Source organism: Halorubrum sp. B52 (genome assembly GCF_059752555.1).
This window is the reverse complement of the sequence record NZ_MWTG01000018.1, coordinates 523,883-541,631: the sequence shown is the minus strand read 5'-3', so window position 1 is coordinate 541,631 and position 17,749 is coordinate 523,883. Positions and strand designations below refer to the sequence as shown.

Annotated in this window: 20 protein-coding genes and 2 pseudogenes; 7 read left to right on the top strand and 15 right to left on the bottom strand. The window is 57.9% G+C overall.

What is annotated here, in order from left to right:
* From B4V04_RS19735 to B4V04_RS19715, 5 genes and pseudogenes are all read right to left on the bottom strand, one after another.
* Positions 1 to 167, bottom strand: a pseudogene (locus B4V04_RS19735) (SHOCT domain-containing protein); the annotation flags it as partial.
* Between the two features lie 57 nt (positions 168 to 224).
* Entirely contained in the window at positions 225 to 545 is a 321-nt protein-coding gene (locus B4V04_RS19730) for a hypothetical protein (protein ID WP_498233360.1), read from the bottom strand.
* A 234-nt stretch (positions 546 to 779) separates the two neighbouring features.
* A complete protein-coding gene (locus B4V04_RS19725; protein ID WP_498233358.1) occupies positions 780 to 1,379 on the bottom strand; it encodes a helix-turn-helix transcriptional regulator in 600 nt (199 codons plus the stop codon).
* Positions 1,380 to 1,571: 192 nt separating this feature from the next.
* A complete protein-coding gene (locus B4V04_RS19720; RefSeq protein ID WP_498233357.1) occupies positions 1,572 to 2,273 on the bottom strand; it encodes a DUF7546 family protein in 702 nt (233 codons plus the stop codon).
* A 108-nt stretch (positions 2,274 to 2,381) separates the two neighbouring features.
* Positions 2,382 to 3,770, bottom strand: a complete 1,389-nt coding sequence (locus B4V04_RS19715; RefSeq protein ID WP_498233356.1) for a permease — start codon at positions 3,768 to 3,770, stop codon at positions 2,382 to 2,384.
* 315 nt (positions 3,771 to 4,085) lie between these two features.
* Here B4V04_RS19715 and B4V04_RS19710 point away from each other — a divergent pair, with 315 nt between their 5' ends.
* A complete protein-coding gene (locus B4V04_RS19710; protein ID WP_498233354.1) occupies positions 4,086 to 4,385 on the top strand; it encodes a hypothetical protein in 300 nt (99 codons plus the stop codon).
* A gap of 102 nt (positions 4,386 to 4,487) precedes the next feature.
* On the opposite strand, the gene B4V04_RS19705 is transcribed toward B4V04_RS19710, so the two are convergent.
* From B4V04_RS19705 to B4V04_RS19695, 3 genes are read right to left on the bottom strand one after another with little or no spacing between them, the layout of a single operon-like run.
* The gene (locus B4V04_RS19705) at positions 4,488 to 4,763 is read right to left on the bottom strand and encodes a DUF7521 family protein (RefSeq protein ID WP_498233352.1); all 276 of its coding nucleotides are present in this window, start codon (positions 4,761 to 4,763) and stop codon (positions 4,488 to 4,490) included.
* Between the two features lie 2 nt (positions 4,764 to 4,765).
* The gene (locus B4V04_RS19700) at positions 4,766 to 5,053 is read right to left on the bottom strand and encodes a DUF7521 family protein (RefSeq protein ID WP_498233351.1); all 288 of its coding nucleotides are present in this window, start codon (positions 5,051 to 5,053) and stop codon (positions 4,766 to 4,768) included.
* 2 nt (positions 5,054 to 5,055) lie between these two features.
* Positions 5,056 to 5,406: an ArsR/SmtB family transcription factor gene (locus B4V04_RS19695; protein ID WP_498233349.1), complete on the bottom strand. Its 351-nt coding sequence runs from the start codon at positions 5,404 to 5,406 to the stop codon at positions 5,056 to 5,058.
* A gap of 116 nt (positions 5,407 to 5,522) precedes the next feature.
* On the opposite strand from B4V04_RS19695, the gene B4V04_RS19690 reads away from it, so the two are divergent.
* Positions 5,523 to 6,176, top strand: coding sequence for a cupredoxin domain-containing protein (locus B4V04_RS19690; protein WP_498233387.1), 654 nt, complete (start codon positions 5,523 to 5,525; stop codon positions 6,174 to 6,176).
* Positions 6,177 to 6,210: 34 nt separating this feature from the next.
* Here B4V04_RS19690 and B4V04_RS19685 read toward each other — a convergent pair whose 3' ends face one another.
* The gene (locus tag B4V04_RS19685) at positions 6,211 to 6,768 is read right to left on the bottom strand and encodes a hypothetical protein (protein WP_498233348.1); all 558 of its coding nucleotides are present in this window, start codon (positions 6,766 to 6,768) and stop codon (positions 6,211 to 6,213) included.
* A gap of 121 nt (positions 6,769 to 6,889) precedes the next feature.
* Between B4V04_RS19685 and B4V04_RS19680 the strand changes: the two genes are divergently transcribed.
* Positions 6,890 to 7,624 (top strand): S16 family serine protease, encoded by a 735-nt coding sequence (locus B4V04_RS19680; protein ID WP_498233347.1) that lies wholly within the window; start codon positions 6,890 to 6,892, stop codon positions 7,622 to 7,624.
* A 412-nt stretch (positions 7,625 to 8,036) separates the two neighbouring features.
* Positions 8,037 to 8,525, top strand: a pseudogene (locus B4V04_RS19675) (aconitase family protein); the annotation flags it as partial.
* On the opposite strand, the gene B4V04_RS19670 reads toward B4V04_RS19675, so the two are convergent.
* The 5 genes from B4V04_RS19670 to B4V04_RS19650 form a co-directional block, all read right to left on the bottom strand.
* Complete coding sequence (locus B4V04_RS19670; protein WP_498233346.1) at positions 8,470 to 9,633, bottom strand: NAD(P)/FAD-dependent oxidoreductase; 1,164 nt, start codon at positions 9,631 to 9,633, stop codon at positions 8,470 to 8,472. The pseudogene B4V04_RS19675 and the gene B4V04_RS19670 overlap by 56 nt on opposite strands.
* A 204-nt stretch (positions 9,634 to 9,837) precedes the next feature.
* Positions 9,838 to 10,839: a DUF63 family protein gene (locus B4V04_RS19665; protein WP_498233345.1), complete on the bottom strand. Its 1,002-nt coding sequence runs from the start codon at positions 10,837 to 10,839 to the stop codon at positions 9,838 to 9,840.
* Positions 10,836 to 11,060 carry a DUF7123 family protein gene (locus B4V04_RS19660; protein ID WP_498233344.1) on the bottom strand — a complete coding sequence of 75 codons (225 nt, stop codon included), beginning with the start codon at positions 11,058 to 11,060 and terminating at the stop codon, positions 10,836 to 10,838. The genes B4V04_RS19665 and B4V04_RS19660 overlap by 4 nt, the downstream gene beginning before the upstream one ends.
* Positions 11,061 to 11,082: 22 nt before the next feature.
* Complete coding sequence (locus tag B4V04_RS19655; protein WP_498233342.1) at positions 11,083 to 13,683, bottom strand: heavy metal translocating P-type ATPase; 2,601 nt, start codon at positions 13,681 to 13,683, stop codon at positions 11,083 to 11,085.
* Positions 13,684 to 13,775: 92 nt separating this feature from the next.
* Positions 13,776 to 14,366, bottom strand: coding sequence for an AsnC family transcriptional regulator (locus B4V04_RS19650; protein WP_311173236.1), 591 nt, complete (start codon positions 14,364 to 14,366; stop codon positions 13,776 to 13,778).
* A 134-nt stretch (positions 14,367 to 14,500) separates the two neighbouring features.
* Here B4V04_RS19650 and B4V04_RS19645 point away from each other — a divergent pair, with 134 nt between their 5' ends.
* Entirely contained in the window at positions 14,501 to 14,698 is a 198-nt protein-coding gene (locus B4V04_RS19645; protein WP_498233340.1) for a heavy-metal-associated domain-containing protein, read from the top strand.
* Positions 14,699 to 14,974: 276 nt separating this feature from the next.
* Here B4V04_RS19645 and B4V04_RS19640 read toward each other — a convergent pair whose 3' ends face one another.
* The gene (locus B4V04_RS19640) at positions 14,975 to 15,184 is read right to left on the bottom strand and encodes a hypothetical protein (RefSeq protein ID WP_498233339.1); all 210 of its coding nucleotides are present in this window, start codon (positions 15,182 to 15,184) and stop codon (positions 14,975 to 14,977) included.
* 33 nt (positions 15,185 to 15,217) lie between these two features.
* Here B4V04_RS19640 and B4V04_RS19635 point away from each other — a divergent pair, with 33 nt between their 5' ends.
* Complete coding sequence (locus tag B4V04_RS19635; protein ID WP_498233338.1) at positions 15,218 to 17,173, top strand: heavy metal translocating P-type ATPase; 1,956 nt, start codon at positions 15,218 to 15,220, stop codon at positions 17,171 to 17,173.
* 15 nt (positions 17,174 to 17,188) lie between these two features.
* The gene (locus B4V04_RS19630) at positions 17,189 to 17,611 is read left to right on the top strand and encodes a methyltransferase family protein (RefSeq protein ID WP_498233336.1); all 423 of its coding nucleotides are present in this window, start codon (positions 17,189 to 17,191) and stop codon (positions 17,609 to 17,611) included.
* Positions 17,612 to 17,749: the final 138 nt, after the last annotated feature.

Here is a 17,749-nt window from a genome sequence, read left to right as displayed (position 1 = left end):
AAGCCGCCGAGTCCGCCCATACCGCCCCAGCCGCCGCCCATCATACCGCCGCCGTAGCTTCCACTACCGTGGGCAGCAGCCGTTCCAGTCGCCGCGACCAACAGCGGAACAGCGAGTATTGTGAGTCGACGAGCAGTGCGTCCGATGGGAGTGGTGAGTTGTGTCATTGTCGTGGATTGGTGAATTGCGTGTTCAGTCGAAGCGATCGAAACGGCCGGGGGCCGTCAGCAGTGGCTCTGACCGTACATCCCGCCGTTGTATCCGTCGGTAGCACCGTCGTGGTATTCCTCCTCAGCCATGTCTTGGGCCATCTCGTCGACGGTCACACCCATGTTCGACTCCATCCACTCGACACTATCAGGGCCCATGTGTTCGGTCATTTGTACCTCCATCCACGTGGCCCATTCATCTGCGGTGGCATTGTCCGTGGGCGCGTCGTCTGCGGTCGTGTCAGTGCCGTGTGCGCTGACCGCGGGGGCGGCGAACACGAGTCCGATGATCGCGAGTGCCACCAACAGCCAGCGGCCGAGTTTGAAGTTGGTCATCGTCTTTCTCCTCGGTTACTCCTAGGACCGCTCGGGAGTTATTACATTGGATGTGGATCCACGTAGGAGAACGTTCGAGAACGTGTATCGGACGTTCTAACTGTTTTTCACAGATGAGATCGTTCATACCCACCGAATTCGAGGAGCTCCCCGCTTTTTGCACGTTTCGTGGACCGCCTCGGAACTTGACCTCGATGTACTCGGCCTGTTCCGTCTGGTAGAAGGAATACCCCGTTATTGTGCTTGATTCTCCTGTAAATGATCACTCGGATAGATACGATACGTTCGCCCCTGCCGTTCACGATATAACAGCCCACGTTTCTCGAGGGCACTCACTGTCTGACTCACCTTGCTCTTCGAGAAGTTCGATCGGTCCCGCAATTCGATCTGGGTGATGCCGGGTGAGGAGAGGACTGGCTCGAGGATACGACGTTCGTCATCGGGCAGCAGGTCCAACACACGTGCCTGCGGTTGAGATTCTGGATTGATAACACCGCTCGATTGGGCCGCTTCCTCGGGCGAGTTATCCGTCTCGGAAACAGTTTGACTCTCCGTCTTGGCCTGCGTGTCGTCGGGTACAGCTGTGTTAGTGAGGTCGTTCCGAATCAAAAGATATCCCCCAATAATGACAGCTGAGACGAGAAGAGTCCCAACGATGTACCAGATGGGGTTCGTCCCATGCATCGCCCCTACCGATGAATCCATTCCCATCATCGACCCCATTTGCTCGATGGATTGTTGTTGCTGGTAGGCTTGCCAACTGAGCGCACTGCCGATGAGGAGGACAGCAGTGACAAGGAGACTGGCGAGGATGTCCGCTCGCCGTTTATTCATATACTCCACCTCAGTCCGGAATAGCTACCATTCATTATCTGGTGTTCACGAGTCATTACTGTACCAGTTTCGATAGATACGAACAGTTCAGTGTGGCTGTCTATCCCCTCTGTGTGTCCCACGACCCGTCAATATTCTACCAGCTAACCGTTGTAACACTGGCGCAAAGTGGGTAGAACGCATTCAATCGAGTTAGCTTCCCTGTGACTGCGAGACTACTATCGCAAGCCGATTTCGATGATAGAGAATGGCTAGCCCTAAAAGAAATAGGACTGTCGCAAATTCATATCCATAGGTACCGAACAATATTGTCGTTGTAGTGCCACCCACTCCGCCCACAAGTGCCAGCGCGATTGGGCTGACGCAGGCCGGACACGCCACGATTCCTATAACGCCCCCAACCGCTGACTGAGAGAAGCTCAGTAATGCGTCATATACAAGATATGCCATTGCGAACAGGCCGACCGCTTGATAGGGTATGACTGTAGCTGTAATTATATTCCCAGTGTAGAGTAGAACGGGGCTCCAGCCTAGTGAGCGCCCCCACGTCAAGCCGTAATCGGTGGCCCCAGTGAGTTGCCCGAGGTGAGAGGTAGATGGGCCCACTAACCCTGAAAAATATAACATAACGAGAAAGTAGATTGCGACAAATAATCCGGCACCGACTCGGTATATCCAGCCCGTTGTAGGGGGACGGGTATGCCATAAAACCCATCCAGATGCGGTAAACCAAATAAACGGTATAACGAAGTGAGTCCATCGTCCCACGGTATCTCCTGTCACATACACGTAAGTGATTCCAACCACCAGCTGGATGGCTAGTATCAAGTTAAGCCACGTACTCGATTCGAGAATCTGACCGAGAGATTGGATTTCGCTTGTTGTTTTTGTCATAGGGCTAAACAGGCTGGGAGCGGTTTAAGTGTTGATTTGTGAAGCACTCTCCACTGATAATGAAAAAGAGTTCGAATCTAGACAAATGACTATCCCACTCTACTGGCGTTAGTGGTCGTGACTGTGATCTTGAAATTCTGGTTTCTGATGAGCGAATTCATTCGGCTTCTTTTCAAATTTTCGCCTACAGGTTTGAGAGCAGAAGTAGTACGTTTCCCCGTCGTGGGTCACGGTCGGTCCCTTCTCGTCGGTCCGCATTCCACAGACCGGATCGCGGTACTGGCCGGGGGCACCGAGGCCACGCCGGTGGACGTAGAGGAGGAATCCAGTGAGCCCGAATGCGATAATGTTCAAGTAGAATGTGTAATCGAGTTTAAAATATGTCTGCTCAGTCGCCGTTTCTCCACCAGCGAGGTTTGGAACAATTCCGAGAACATCAAACAGCTGTTCCATGAGGAAGCCTGTGAAGGCCATCGTCACGAAGAAGATGCCGAGAATGTACAGCATCACCTTCCAGCCGTAGTATTTCCGGTAAACGTTGAGGACAGGAATCGTGATGAGGTCGGCGTAGACGAACGCGATGACGCCCGCAAAGCTGATCCCACCGCCCCAGAGCGCGACGGCAAAGGGGACATTGCCCATACTGCCGACAAAGCTGAGAACAGCGATCGTCACGCCCATGATGGCGTTCTCTGCGCTCACCAGCAAACTGTCGCCCTGAAGGAAGAGCGTGTTCCACACCCACTGCGGCACGAAGACGATGACGAACCCTGAGATCAGAAAGCCCGCGATGACGTCCTTCCAGATCATTGACCACTCCTTGCGGTATTGGTTCCCGACCTTGTACCACCCACCCCACGAGAGGAGTTCGTCACGCCACCCACCGGAACTGGCGATTTTCTGTTGATATGTCTCCATACATCCTTTCGAGCAGAATTTCAGCGTCTCACCACCGTCGGTCGTCAGCGAATACTCGTTTTTGCCCTCCATCCCGCACGTGGGGTCCTCGGCGACGCCGTGTTCATGATCACGTTGATTCAGTTCTTCCCGAACCTCCTCAAAGAGGTTCTCCGGGAGTGTCAGATGGACCAGGAGCGCCATTACAGCGATAAGGATGAGGCCACCCAGGAGCTCGGCGACGAGAAACTCCCACCCCAGCAGAATCAGGATCATCAGCCCCAATTCTACGATGAGATTCGTCGAAGCAAACATGAATGCGAGGAAATTCACCGTGTGTGCTCCTTTTTTGAACAATCCCTTACCAATCGCTACTGCACCGAAACTACAGCCGCTACTCGCAGCACCGAAAACCGTTGCTTTCGTGAGCCCGCTCAAATCTCCCTCTCCAAGAACCTGTGCCATCCGCTCTTTCGAGACGTAGACCTGGACGAGGCTCGTGATCGTGAGGCCCATAATTATCGCCCAGGCCGCTGTCCAGAGAAAGCCGACACCGATCCGTAGCGATTCGAGGATTCCGTTGATGAGGGCGGCTTGCATACGTAGACTATTACAGGCCTGTGTTTTGTCGATTTTCCTTAGTAATGTGTGCTTTTGGCTCTCTATAAAATTTGAATTCGAAAGCACAGGCTGCCAGAGTGAGCAACTTCCCGCGTGACATACTATCCCAACCAATTGATTACAGAACACTCGGGTTCTAGTTGGTAAACCGTTAGTGCCCTTCGGGCGACATATAAGGCAGAGAGACTCTATATCCTGCTTCTGTCCCGTACCTTATCGTGGCATGTTCCCACCCAACTAGTCTTTCGAATTGTAAGAGAAACTCAATTGAATGAGTCCTGCGTATCTCTACGTATGAGCACGACCACTAGAACTCAGGACGCGCATGACACGGAATCCGAGCCCCGCACGATGTCCTTCGATGTACTAGCGCTGGCAGGTGCTGCTGCCGTCGTCTCTGCCATCGTGATGCTCCTCTTCGGTGTCATCGGAGCGATTGGAGTCTACGAGCGAGGGATTGAGGCAATGGAACAGTGGCACCTGTTCTTCGAACCGACCGGCGTCGGGACGGTAGCAGGTATCGTTGAAGCCGCGGTGGCCAGCTTCGTCCTCGTGTACGCCTTCGCCTGGCTTTACAATTCCTTCGCCCGGTGAACCGCTTTCTGAGTCAGGCCTAGGAATCTGTCCCGACAGCCCCCAAACCTCTTAATTTTGTTTTGAGATCCTTGCCTTTCGTTTTGCGAGAGGGGTCTGGAGCTACCGGCGAAGCGAGATGAGAAGAACCACGAATCCGAGGCCGATAGCGACTGATTCGATGACGTGGACGATAGCGAGGTCGACTCCCGCGAATTCGTACAGTACTCCTTCGATGAAGACACCGAGAGTGATGATCCCGAAACCGATCGCGGCGTTTCGCATATAGTACGTGCCTGTTCGTCGATACGCCTCAAAACTGTAGTACGTGATCAGAATACCGAGTGTGAGAACGAGCAAGCGAACGGCCACGAGTACCGCTGTTGTTGCGTCCACCATTCTTAGTCCTCCAGTTTCCGCGAGTTGCGTCCGTATAGGGAGTACAGGATCGTGAGCATCCCGAGCGCGACAGTTGCTGTCGCTACCATTCCAGCATTGTGTAACGTCAGGCCAACAACGTCGAACAAGACTCCTTCAATAATTGCACCGAAGCTGATAATTGCGAACCCGACGGCGAGGTACAACATCGATTGGCTGTTGGATCGACGGTATCCCCGATAGGCTTGGTATGCGATCACGAATCCGAGTGTCATGGTGACGAGTTTTGCGATGACGAGACCGATGTGCATGGTTAGTCGTTCCTCATTGTATCCCACAACCGAGAGAATCTGTCGGGGGCGTCCTCCCGAAGTTCGATGCGGACATCGAACCCAGACTTCAGAAGTTGAACCTCAACCCGGTCGAGTTGGGCTTCGTATTCGCTGTAGTGATGGCCGTCGGGATCCATGTGCGTTCGTTCGACTAGCAGGTCGTACTTAAGCAACGTATTAACTCGCCGGGAAACCGTCGAGACGGACATATTGCACTCTTCGCTGAGTTCTTTAGCAGACATCTGTGTTTGGCGAGTCGCCTCGAGGATCGCCCGTGCATAGTCGTCGTCGAGGATGGCGAGGACGCCCGAGATGTCTCGCTCTTCACTCACATTCTACAATTTTGTTGATGGGTATATAAAGAAACGCCGATTTGCTGACCCAGCAAATCTACGTTCCGGACTATATGCCCCGAGTGCGTATGTTCACGTGTAAGGTGACGGATGACATGACCGATTCACTCACACGTCGACGGATACTCCAGTTGACTGGCGGTACAGCAGTCGTTGGCCTCGCCGGTTGTACCGGGACTCAGAACAACGACAGCGAGGCAGCGAGCGGATCGCCGACTGAGAGTGGTACCGACGAGACCAGCACGGAGTCTGATCCCAGCGATGAAGAAAGCGGCGGTCACGATGACGATGGGGGCCATGACGAAGCGGTCGGAGCGCCGTCCGATACGGCCGAAGTGAACATGATTACCGAAGACGAGAGCTACCACTTCGAGCCACACGTCGTGCGGGTGAACGTCGGTGGAACCGTGACCTGGCACAACGAGAGCGGGAGTCACTCGACGACCGCGTACCACTCCGACAACGACCAGCCCCAGCTCGTCCCCGACGGAGCGACGTCTTGGGACAGTGGCATCGTCTCTGAACAGGGGGCAACGTTCGAACACACGTTCGAGACCGAAGGGGTCTACCACTACTACTGTACGCCCCACGAAACTCTTGGAATGATCGGAAGTGTCATCGTCGGCGAACCGGATCCCCACGAGGAGGTTGCCCTAGAGGATCCGCCAGCCGACAAGCCCGCTAGCGTCCGCGAGAAGCTCGAAGAACTGAACGGGATGATTTCGACCGCCCTCGGCGACGACCACTAATCACCCCCGGACGTTTTCAGCAGCGCGACCCCTCTCACCGTACAAGTAGATTGTACCCGATATGGAGTCCGGCGAGGCCGAGATACCCGAGACCGAGTACCGCCAGATGTCGTCGCGACAGCGACGGGAGGCCGACCTCGTCGGTATGATGAATCCGCTCGCCGAGCGCGTACGCGAACCGCCCGGCAATGAGTGCGAACGGCAGGTGAACGAACAGCAGCGGGAGCACGAGCGAGTCGAACTGGGCTGTCGCCTTGAGACGTGACAGGTATTCGAGTTTGAGCACCAGTTCGAGGAAGGCGACTGTCAGACCGGAGGCCACGGTGGCGAGTAGTCCCTCGTTTTTCGAGAGGAGTTGGCCTTGCCAGTAGCTCCAGCCGTAGAAAACGAGTATCAAGGGAATGAGACGGACGAACGCTTCCTCGATGAGCCCAACCAGAAGAGTCCACGTGCTTGCGGTCGTCACCTGAAGCAGGACAAGTTCGAACTGATAGGCACTCCACACGCCGATACCGGTCACGACGCTACTTACGATAGTCAACCCGACCAGTGACCGGTACTGTGACGGCATATGTGATGACGACCGTTTCATACGTGAGAGCGCAGTCAAAATAGGCGTACCCGTTCGAAGTCCACACTGTGAAGAGCCTTTATTACCCTCGGCCTGTTACTGACTCACACGAATACTAACTGTAGCCGGTAACCGTACTACCATGCCACCCGACGAACCCGCTTCCGTCTCTCGGTCAGCTGATACGGAGCACGACGTAATCGGCCGGATTGAAGAGACGGCTCTGTCGCGTCGGGGGTTTCTTGCCGGACTCGGCCTGGGGAACCTTGGGGGCGCCGGTGCGGTTTTCGGGCTCACGCGAGCGGGGGAGGGATTTCAGTCGCTGGCGACGCTCGCTGGCGGGGCCACACTTCCCGCAACAACACGGTACTATCTTCCAGCAGTCGACGGATCCGATAGCGGCCTCATGGTCCCGGTGACATTCGAGTTCACCGACGGCGAGGGCGAGTTGTTCGTGAATTTGGATGGAATCGAAGTCCGCCACGACCTCCAGCTCGCGCTCCGTGAAGCGATTGCGACGGCCACGCGGCTCACCGATAGCTCGTTGGCCGGAACGGCGACGCACGTCACGTTCGATTCTCCCACGGACGGTGTACTCGCGCTTCGCGGGAAGAGCTGGGAAGCAGGACTCACGGTCGCCCTCGTCGCCAGCCTCCGCCAGCAGTCACTCACACCGGAGACGCTCATCACGGGAATCGTCGATGACGGGGGCGCGTTGCTTCCCGTTGGGGAGATCGAGACGAAAGCCCAAGCAGCGCGAGCACTTGATGCACAGGTGCTGGTCATCCCCGCAGACGAACCGACAGAAGTAGCGGTTTCAGGGCTCCGTATCGTCAGAGCCCGCACAATCTCGGAAGCGCTTAACCGAATTCTCTGATAGAATCCCTCTGCGGCATTTAGATAACGTATGTACAGTAAATAGCTTATTCTGGGACAAGAATTCAACATCTGGGCGGGTATAGCTCACTTCATGGACAATCCCCCTTCGACACGATACGTGAATTCGAGTTCGACGGGGTACCTATCAAATAGCGGAACTCATCGCTCTCGAAGAGGCCGGCCTGTGTAAACTGGATCGCCTTCCGGTTATCGTGTCCTCCTCCGAGCCTGTCCTCTGGAACGTCGACGGCGACACCATTACTACCGAGAACGTTCGGGACGTTGCTTCGTGGCAGCCTGACGTGCCGGATGTCGAACTTCCGTTTACGCCATCGCGGGTCGTTCTCTAGGACCTTACCGGTGTCCCCGCCGTCGTCGACTTCGCGGCACTCCGCTCGGCGGTTGAGCGCAAGAGCGAATATCCAAGCCTCGTCGAGCCGAATATCCCGTCCCATTTCGTCATCGACCACAGCGTTCAGGTCGACTACTTCGGCCCTGAGGACGCGTATGAGAAGAACGTCGAACTGGAGTACGAGCGCAACGGTGAACACTACCGAGTGCTCAAGTGGGCCCAACAGGCCTTCACGACTTCCGCGTCGTGCCGCCGGGAACGGGGATCGTCCAACAGGTGAACCTTGAGTACCTCGGCCAGGTCGTCCACGCCCGAGAGCGTGATGGCGAGCAGTGGCTTCCCCGACACCCTCGTCGGAACCGATAGCCACACGCCGATGATCGGTGGTATCGGCGTCGTCGGCTGGGACGTTGGCGGCATCGAGGCGGAAGCCGCGATGCTCGGACAGCCCATCACGGTGAAGCTACCAACGCAACGGAGGACAGACCTTCCTACGGGGTACGGAGAGACGTCTGGGATGTCGTACTATATTCCCACTGATTGGTAGCTGCTCTATAGATGCGCCGGAGAACTCTTCGGTTGCCAACTATCTGAACGAACAAACGCGGATGCCGTGCGAGTCGGGTCAGTACGTCCCGCGGCGAGCGATCGACAGCTTCGATGTCCATTCCAGAGCCGGTTTGAATTGCTTTACCGAGGACCCGTGGCTGCCGTGTCTCGGTGAAGTACCGAATAACCGTTGCTAGCAGGTATTCAGGTTTCATTTCCCGATACAGCTGTTCCGGATATGCTTCCAATCGATCCTCAGACGCCAGTTCCGCTGCGAGATACGACGATTGAATGGCCTGTGAGATTCCTTTTCCCGTAAGCCGGTTTGCAATCCCGGCAGCATCACCTACACGCACAATAGAGTGGTCGGGGTGATAGGTTCGCTGGGGATCGAGACTAGGGCCTTCCGGGATAATCGCGACGTTTGTCCGTTTCCGTGTCGGCGTGGGCCATCCATTGCGCTCACAGGCACGTTTGAACGCTGCCATGTAGTCGTCCGGGCGGTCACTGACAGCCCATCCGATTCCAACGTTGGCGCGATTCGGTGTTTTGGTGAACGCCCAGGTGTATCCGGTGTAGTTTTCGAGTACAATTCGGCTGTTGGGGTATACGTCGCTGAAATCCCCCGTGACATCGGCGTTGAGTGCAACGAGATGTCCAGAATATTCGTCAGTGGAACCAAGTGCCTTGCTGGTAAGCGAGGGCTGGCCAGTGGCGTCGACGACGACATCGTACCCGTCTGCGAACTCGAATAACTCAGTCGGTATGATCGACCGATTCTCGTTGACGTCTACCCCTCTCTGTGTCAGGCGGTGTGCCCACGATTGTTCGACGACGTTACGGTCGGTGATGTAGGCGTCTGATGCAGTGAACTTCCCGCGTCCAGTGTACTGACGACCCGGCTGGACGCCATCGTACACTTCGACTTCCATCTCTGGAAGCGAATTAATGAACCCGTTTTCTGCGGTCTTCTCAAGGGGAATTGTAGAGGCTGCGGTCATCGCTTCGCCACAGTTGACGCGTTTCTCGTTGTACGTCTGGCGTTCGTAGAGCTCGACATCAAATCCGCCGCTATGAAACCCCTCTGCAGCCGCTAATCCGGCCATTGCGCCACCCAGTACCGCGACTGTCGGTGTCTGATTCATCGTACCGGTAATGGTAGGAATGTCCGGTGATCGAGGGACCAGCTATTGTATTGTCCCAGGGGTATGCTATCAGCAACCATAGCGACGGCTGGGCACTGCTCTGAGACGGAGCCGACTACTGTGATGTATTGGTTTGAAAACATCCGTTTCTCTATCGTTCTGGTATTAGACTCCGAGCATCATCCGAAGCGACCCACGAACACCCATCGGGAGCCCGATCGCCCCGATGAAGAACGTCATGAGCCACCACCAGGTGTGGTTCATCTCGTCTTTCGCGTCCGCAAGAATCCAGACGATTCCGCCGGTCACGAGGAGTTTGAGGACGAACGTCGACCCGGAGAAGCCAGTCGCTTGATACACGAAGTTCGTGATGACCAGCTTCGGGGAATAACCGAGGAACGTGACGCCGATGAGGTTCTGTGCGGCGTCCCACGTCTGTCCGAAGACGGCCAGCAGAAAGAGCGGGTGCCGGAGCTGTGTGCCGTCGATGAAGCTCGTCCCCCAGTAGTAGAGCGCGGTCACGGCGAGGGCGATTCCCGTCGTCGCGACGGGGACCCACAGGCGGAGCGGGGTCGCCGTCGAGAGTCCGTGCCAGAGTGCCCATCCGACGGCGCCGACGGCCCAGACCGCCCCGACGACGCCGACCGTCGCCGGAATGGACCCGATGCCCCTATCGCGCACGAGTGCGCCAACGCCGAGCGCGAAGACGGTGACGCCTGTGACGACGAAATAGATCGACGGGGTGATGAACCACACCGCGTAGTCACCGAGCAGTCCGATATCCTCGAATGCACGCATCGCCCCGCCGGCGACAATTATCGGCGCGAACCCGTATGCGAGTCGCGCGTCGAACGTGACACCGAGGTGGTCGAGATACGCTCGGAGGCCGGGGAGGCTGTACACGACCGCAGCGAGATAGGTCGCCGTGTTCACGACAGTATACCCCCGGACGGCCCGTATTCCCTCGTGCGTGACCGGCTGGCTGGCGGCGTCGGCGACGACTGGGCCCCAGAGATACTGCCAGACGAACCGATCGTAGACGAGCGTCGGGAATGCGAGGAGCGCTACACCGATGAGGACGACCGGGGCAAGCAGATACAGCGCCCACCACTCGCGAGTCCCCGTGTCGGGGAGGACGGTTTCGACGCGCTGTGTGGCAGTGCTCACGACTTGTTCACCTCGACTCGCCACGTTGTGCTCTTCGAGCGCCCCCACTGTTCGAGCGAGACATCGGCGAGGTCGTCCTGAAGTTGGCTCAGATACTGTGCGACGGCTTTCGGCGATCCGTCGAGGTCGCTGGCGATGTCATGCGCCCGGAGGTAGGTGGGCTCGGTATCGGCCGTCTCGACGAGGTATGCGTGTACCGCACGACGGGAAATGTTGGACATGATAGACTGGAACGACGCGTGATTACCGGAGCTTCCCAAACAGTTCGTAATCGTGGTCGGGCGTGTACCGACGGAACAGCAGGCTGTTCGACAGCACCGAGATACTGGAGAATGCCATCGCCGCCGCAGCCAGAACTGGTTGGAGCAGTCCGAGAGATGCCAGCGGGATCATCGCGGTGTTGTAGCCCAGCGCCCAGACGAGGTTCTGCTTGATCTTCTGTAGCGTCGCGTCGGAGATACGGATCGCCTTCACCACGTCCAGCGGATCGTCCCGCATCAGCGTCACGTCAGCCGCCTCGATGGCGACGTCCGTCCCGCTCCCGATCGCCGTACCCACGTGTGCGACGGCGAGTGCGGGGGCGTCGTTGACGCCGTCACCGACCATCATCGCCTGCCGGCCCTCGTTCTGAATGGACTCGACGGCATCGGATTTGTCCTCTGGGAGTACCCCTGCACGCACGTTGGTCGGGTCGATACCGACCTGCTTCGCGACCGCACGAGCGGTCCGTTCGTTGTCTCCCGTGATCATCATCACGTCGACATTGCGCTCCTGGAGCGCGCTAACCGCATTCTTCGCGGTTTCTTTGACCGTGTCGGCGTCGGCGACGACACCCACCAGCTCACCGTCGACGGCGATCAGCATCGCGGTCTTGCCCTCGTTCTCGAGGCGCTCCATGGTCTCCTCCGCGGGCGCAGGATCGATATCGTTGTCGCGGAGGAGTTTGCGGTTGCCGACCAACACCTCGCTCCCGCCGACCGTCGCACGGATCCCGTGACCGGGGACGTTTTCGAAGGCCTCCGGGGCGGTGACGTCTAACCCGCGCTCTTCGGCACCCTCGACGATGGCGCGGGCGAGGGGGTGTTCGCTGCCGCTTTCGGCGCTGGCCGCGAGCCGCAACACGTCGTCCTCACTGAGTCGGTCACGAGCCGTCAGCTGGCCCCCATCGGCAGCAGGATCCCCACCGTCGGTGACAGGCTGGCCATCTCCGTCGAAGACGACGACATCAGTCAGCTCCATTTCACCCTCGGTGAGCGTGCCGGTTTTGTCGAAGACGACGGTGTCGACGTCCTTGGCGCGCTCGAGAATGTCACCACCCTTGAACAGGACACCGTTCTGTGCGCCGATTGTGGTCCCAACCATCGTCGCGGCGGGCGTCGCCAGCCCCAGCGCGCAGGGACACGCGATGAGGACTGCCGAGGCGAACACGATTATAGCGAACTCGAACACCGTGACGGTTCCGCCCACGGGCCCCCCGGCGACCTGCCCCCACAGCGGGAGCCAGTCGACGAAGCCAGCTAGTACCTCCGGGAACAGGAACCAGACGACGCTCCACAGCACGGCATTCGCGATGACCGCCGGCACGAAGTATGCGGAGATGCGGTCCGCGAGATTCTGAATGTCGGGCTGACGGGACTGGGCCTCTTTGACCGTCTGGACGATCTGCTGGAGGGCGGTGTCCCCCCCAACTTTCGTGGCCTCGACGACGAGCACGCCGTTCTCGTTGATCGTCGAGCCGACAACCTCATCGCCCTCGCCTTTCTCGACGGGCACGGACTCGCCGGTCACCATCGATTCATCGACGGCCGACTGCCCGTCGACGACGACACCGTCGGTCGGGATCTGCTCGCCGGGCCGGACTTTCATCCGGTCACCGACTTTGACGTCTTCGAGCGGAATCTCCTCTTCGTTGCCGTCTTCGTCGACGACTGTCGCCGTCTCCGCCTCCATCTCTAGCAGCTTGCGGAGTGCTTCACCGGCCTGTCCCTTCGAACGGGCTTCGAGGTAGTTGCCCAGCGTGATGAACACGAGGATAAGCGCCGCCGTGTCGAAGTACAGACCGCCGGCGATCACCTCGAGTAGCACAGTAACGGAGTAGACGTAGGCGGTGGTCGATCCCAGCGCGATCAGCACGTCCATGTTGGCACGCTTGTTGTTCACCAGCGCATTGTACGAGTTCTTGTAGAACGGCCAGCCGAGAAGCGCCTGTACCGGTGTCGCGAGCAGGAACTCGACCCAACCGAGTTCCACGCCGAAGACGGTCTCGGGGACGAAGGCGCCGCCGAGAAGATAGTTGTCGATGAGGAAGAACAGCAACGGCGCAGAGAGGACTGCCCCGAACAGTGTCAGTCGGAGCTGTTTTCGTATTTCGGCCTGCCGCGCGGCGTCGCGCGCGTCCTCACCGGAGTCGCCGTCGTCGCCGTCCTCTCGGACGGGCGAGTAGCCCGCGCTCTCGATGGCATCGTAGAGCGCATCCAGCGACGTGTCCGCGGGATTGTACCGGACTTGGGCTTCGTCGGTGGCGAAGTTCGCCTCGGCTGCGATGACACCTGGCGTGTTCTCAAGGGCAGTCTCATTGGTCTGTACACAGTTGGCACAGGTCATATCGGAGATGCCGATAGTCACCGTGTCAGACACTGCCCCGTACCCGGCATCTTCGATCGCCTCGTATATCTCTTCGAGCGTTACCTCGTCAGGATCGTACTCGACGGAGCCCTCATCCGTGGCGAAGTTCGCGTTCGCCTCGCTGACGCCGTCGAGGGACTCTAGCGCGTCGCCAACTGTCGCCGAGCAGTTGGCACAGGTCATCCCTGTGATATCGAGATGTGTAGTTCGGCTTGTCATACTCATTCTACTATAGGGGGTCCATATTTAGACGGTTTTCTGTTACGAGAAAGCTGGTTTAGGCCCTGTCAAAATTAAGATTTCAAAGTCGGTTATACGCCTTCTTCTAATCGCTGATATCGGTCTTCGAACCGTGACAGACAGGACGAACAGCAGAAGTGATAGATCTCGCCGTCGATCCTCGTCGTCTCACCCTCATTATCGACGGTATTGTTACACTCGGTACACGTAAGAGCGAAACCAACCCCATCGACGGATGGTGTCCACTCGACGTCGTCAACGAGTGTGACTGTATACTCCGTTATCTCGATCTCGTCGAAGAGTCCATTCACCCACCGACGAATGTTCTGTGCTTCGACGCGAGCGTAGAACCAAAGTTCTCCCTCAGATGTCGTAAAGACGTGTTCGACGCCGTCTGACTCGCGAACCTGGGTACGGGCTGCCTCCAGCGATCCCGGACTGATCTCGGCTTGGATAAACACTGGAACACCGGCCCGGAGGTGGGCCCTATTGACATCGATCGTGAAATTTTTGATGATGTCCGCTTCCTGTAACCGTTTCACTCGATCAGAAACCGCTGGCCCCGACAGGTCGACTTCCTCGCCGATATCGCTAAACGGGCGGCGAGCGTTTTCAGCCAGTAACGAGAGAATTTCAAGATCGGTTTCATCCAAGTTGCGCATACTGATGCCTCGTCTCGCGGATTACATTATTGTTGTCCACAAGACGCCTTCGACACTACTGATCTACGACATAATTCACTTTGGAATCTAAGCAGAAAACCACATAGCATATCCTCCCCTATTCATTAGTGGATATGAGTCAGACCATCACCGTCGAAGGGATGAGTTGTGGGCACTGTGAACAGACCGTCGAAGATGCGCTCCGAGAGGTTAGCGGCGTAACTGATGCGAGCGCCGATCGCGAGGCTGGACAGGCGGATGTCGACGGCGACGCTGCCGTCACGACACTCGTCCAGGCCGTCGAAGACGCTGGATATACGGCACACGCCTGAAAACCACCGAACCGTCGTCACCAGAGGCCCAGCCGTTCCTTTTGACGTCGGGCTTTCTTGACCTCCTCCGCGATGTTGGGGCAGGACTAAACCATGGGGGACGACATCAATACCCAATAAATGAGCAACAATCCAAATCACGAGAAATCCGACACATCCGCATCGAATTCCCAGACATCCCCCCAGACCGACGGTCCCGTCTACTGCTGCCGAGTCTGCCAGTTACACGCAGACGAAGAAGCGCGTCCAACGGCTCGTGCGACATCCGAGCAGCACTCACATTCCCCAGAACACGATACTCACGCGACAGGGGACGAGGCTCGTACCGAACCCGACTCCACGGAGGAACGCGCACAGCACGATCACAACGCCGAACACGGTCACCATCACGCCGACACTGAATCGCCACCTTCTACAGAGACAGAGCCTACTCACCACGGGCACGACCACGGTGCAGACGTCAACGAGGACGGACACGACGATCATAGCGGACACACGGATCACACTGGTCACGAGCAGTTGTTCCGGCGGCGGTTCTGGGTGTCACTCGTCCTCTCGATTCCAGTCATCGTCTTCAGCGAGTTCATTCAGGACGTCTTTGGGTACACTGCTCCGTCGTTCCCAGGCAGCGTCTGGATCACGCCGGTTCTCGCGGTGATCGTCTTCGCGTACGGTGGCGTGCCGTTCCTCTCGATGGCACGTACCGAACTGAAGACTCGCGAGCCAGGGATGATGATGCTCATCTCACTGGCGATTACCGTCGCGTTCGTCTATTCGGTTGCGAGTCTGTTCCTTGAGGGGACGACACCGTTCTTCTGGGAACTCGTCACGCTGATCGACATCATGCTGTTGGGCCACTGGGTGGAGATGCGGTCGGTCCGGGCAGCCTCCGGCGCGCTCGACGAGCTCGCGAAGCTTATGCCTGATACTGCAGAACGCGTCACTGAAAGCGGGGATACGGAAGAGGTCCCCGTCTCCTCACTTGGTGAGGGCGACGTTGTTCTCGTCCGGCCGGGCGCGTCGGTTCCCGCAGACGGTGATGTCGTCGAGGGCGAGTCTTCGGTTGACGAGTCGATGATCACTGGTGAGTCCCGTCCTGTAGACAAGGAACCTGAATCTGAAGTCGTCGCTGGCACGGTCAATCAGGACGGGAGCCTCCGTGTGCGCATCACGAAAACCGGCGACGAAACGGCGCTAGCGGGTATCATGCGGTTGGTCGAGGAGGCTCAGCAGTCGAAATCACGGACGCAACTCTTGGCTGACCGGGCCGCCGGTTGGCTGTTCTACGTTGCACTCGCTGTCGCTGCTATCACGGCCGTCGCGTGGGTCGTCGCGGTCGGATTCAACATCACGGTCCTCGAACGTGTCGTGACGGTCCTCGTCATCGCATGTCCTCACGCACTCGGACTCGCTGTCCCGCTCGTCGTCGCGATTAACACCTCCACAGCTGCGCAGAACGGGATGCTCATCCGCGACCGCATCGCGATGGAGGAATCCCGCAACCTCGATACAGTGATGTTCGACAAGACCGGGACACTCACGAAGGGCGAACAGGGCGTCGTCGGTGTCGAAACGGCAGGTGACTGGAGTGAAGAGAGAGCGTTCGAAGTCGCCGCTGGTGTCGAGGGTGACTCCGAGCACATGATCGCTCGCGCCATCCGGGACGCCGCCCAGGAACGGGACATCCAGCGAGCGAGCGTTTCGAACTTTGAGAATTTCCGCGGTCTCGGCGTCAGAGCCACCGTGGACGGCGAGACGGTTCATATCGGTGGACCGAACCTGATTGAGAAATTCGGTATCGAACGATCTGACGACATCGCTGCCTTCGCGGAAGAAGCTGGCTCTAACGCAGAGACGGTTATCTACCTGGTTCACGACGAATCCGAAGTTGTCGCAGCATTCGCGCTGGCGGACGTTATTCGGGAAGAAAGCCGGCAGGCCATAGAGGCGCTTCACGGGATGGATATCGAGGTAGCGATGCTGACTGGTGACTCCGAGGACGTCGCGAAGGCTGTCTCCGAGGAACTCGGCATCGACCAGTACTTCGCGGAGGTCCTGCCTGAGGAGAAGGACACGAAAGTCGAACAGCTCCAATCAGAGGGGAAGCTGGTCGCGATGGTCGGCGATGGCGTCAACGACGCCCCCGCGCTCACCCGCGCCGACGTCGGCATCGCCATCGGCTCGGGAACGGACGTCGCCATCGAGTCAGGCGACATTATCCTTGTCGACAACAACCCCCTGGACGTCGTCCGGCTCATCCGGCTGTCGAAGGCGAGCTACCGGAAGATGCAGGAGAACCTCGTGTGGGCGACCGGGTACAACGTATTCGCCCTCCCCCTGGCAGCGGGGATACTTGCGCCCATCGGCATCCTCCTCTCACCGGCGATCGGTGCCGTGTTCATGTCGCTATCGACGATTATCGTCGCGATTAATGCGCGCAGACTGCGGAACGTCGATCTCTCGGTGGCTGCGTAGCCTACTATTACAACCATGCCCGTCATCACGACATCGCTGTTCGGTCTGGGCCTCCTGTCTGGAGGGATACTTCTCGGTGGGCTCCTCGTGAGTATCCAGAGCCAGTCTCACCGGTTCTGGCCCCACGGCACCCGCAACTGGACGTTCTGGCTCAGCTGGACTGCCTGGGTCGTCTACGGCGGCAGTCTGTTCGGTGCTGCGTATCTCGACTTGTGGAGTTGGTACCGGCCATCGATACTGATTCAGATGGCCAGTCTCCTGTTGCTCTTGGTCGGTGCCACCGTCTCACTCTGGGCTGTGTGGCGGCTCGGGTTCCACGAGAGTGCCGGTCTCGAAGGGCAGTTGAACACCGCTGGACCATATCAGTATTCTCGGAATCCACAGTACGTCAGCTACATCGCGATGCTCGTCGGCGGGGCGGTTCTCGCTGGATCCTAGATGACGGCGGTACTCGCCCTGCTCGGTATCGTTTGGTTCCTGCTTACACCGCTCGCAGAGGAACCGTGGCTCAGCGAACAGTACGGAGAAGCGTACGAAACGTACCGTGAGTCAGTTCCCAGATTCATCGGTCGTCCG

Excerpts from the sequence above, each read along its gene's own strand:
- B4V04_RS19730 (WP_498233360.1), bottom strand. The coding sequence starts at position 545 with ATGACCAACTTCAAACTCGGCCGCTGGCTGTTGGTGGCACTCGCGATC.
- B4V04_RS19725 (WP_498233358.1), bottom strand. The coding sequence starts at position 1,379 with ATGAATAAACGGCGAGCGGACATCCTCGCCAGTCTCCTTGTCACTGCT.
- B4V04_RS19720 (WP_498233357.1), bottom strand. The coding sequence starts at position 2,273 with ATGACAAAAACAACAAGCGAAATCCAATCTCTCGGTCAGATTCTCGAA.
- B4V04_RS19715 (WP_498233356.1), bottom strand. The coding sequence starts at position 3,770 with ATGCAAGCCGCCCTCATCAACGGAATCCTCGAATCGCTACGGATCGGT.
- B4V04_RS19710 (WP_498233354.1), top strand. The coding sequence starts at position 4,086 with ATGAGCACGACCACTAGAACTCAGGACGCGCATGACACGGAATCCGAG.
- B4V04_RS19705 (WP_498233352.1), bottom strand. The coding sequence starts at position 4,763 with ATGGTGGACGCAACAACAGCGGTACTCGTGGCCGTTCGCTTGCTCGTT.
- B4V04_RS19700 (WP_498233351.1), bottom strand. The coding sequence starts at position 5,053 with ATGCACATCGGTCTCGTCATCGCAAAACTCGTCACCATGACACTCGGA.
- B4V04_RS19690 (WP_498233387.1), top strand. The coding sequence starts at position 5,523 with ATGACCGATTCACTCACACGTCGACGGATACTCCAGTTGACTGGCGGT.
- B4V04_RS19685 (WP_498233348.1), bottom strand. The coding sequence starts at position 6,768 with ATGAAACGGTCGTCATCACATATGCCGTCACAGTACCGGTCACTGGTC.
- B4V04_RS19680 (WP_498233347.1), top strand. The coding sequence starts at position 6,890 with ATGCCACCCGACGAACCCGCTTCCGTCTCTCGGTCAGCTGATACGGAG.
- B4V04_RS19670 (WP_498233346.1), bottom strand. The coding sequence starts at position 9,633 with ATGGCCGGATTAGCGGCTGCAGAGGGGTTTCATAGCGGCGGATTTGAT.
- B4V04_RS19660 (WP_498233344.1), bottom strand. The coding sequence starts at position 11,060 with ATGTCCAACATTTCCCGTCGTGCGGTACACGCATACCTCGTCGAGACG.
- B4V04_RS19655 (WP_498233342.1), bottom strand. The coding sequence starts at position 13,683 with ATGACAAGCCGAACTACACATCTCGATATCACAGGGATGACCTGTGCC.
- B4V04_RS19650 (WP_311173236.1), bottom strand. The coding sequence starts at position 14,366 with ATGCGCAACTTGGATGAAACCGATCTTGAAATTCTCTCGTTACTGGCT.
- B4V04_RS19645 (WP_498233340.1), top strand. The coding sequence starts at position 14,501 with ATGAGTCAGACCATCACCGTCGAAGGGATGAGTTGTGGGCACTGTGAA.
- B4V04_RS19640 (WP_498233339.1), bottom strand. The coding sequence starts at position 15,184 with ATGATCGTCGTGTCCGTCCTCGTTGACGTCTGCACCGTGGTCGTGCCC.
- B4V04_RS19630 (WP_498233336.1), top strand. The coding sequence starts at position 17,189 with ATGCCCGTCATCACGACATCGCTGTTCGGTCTGGGCCTCCTGTCTGGA.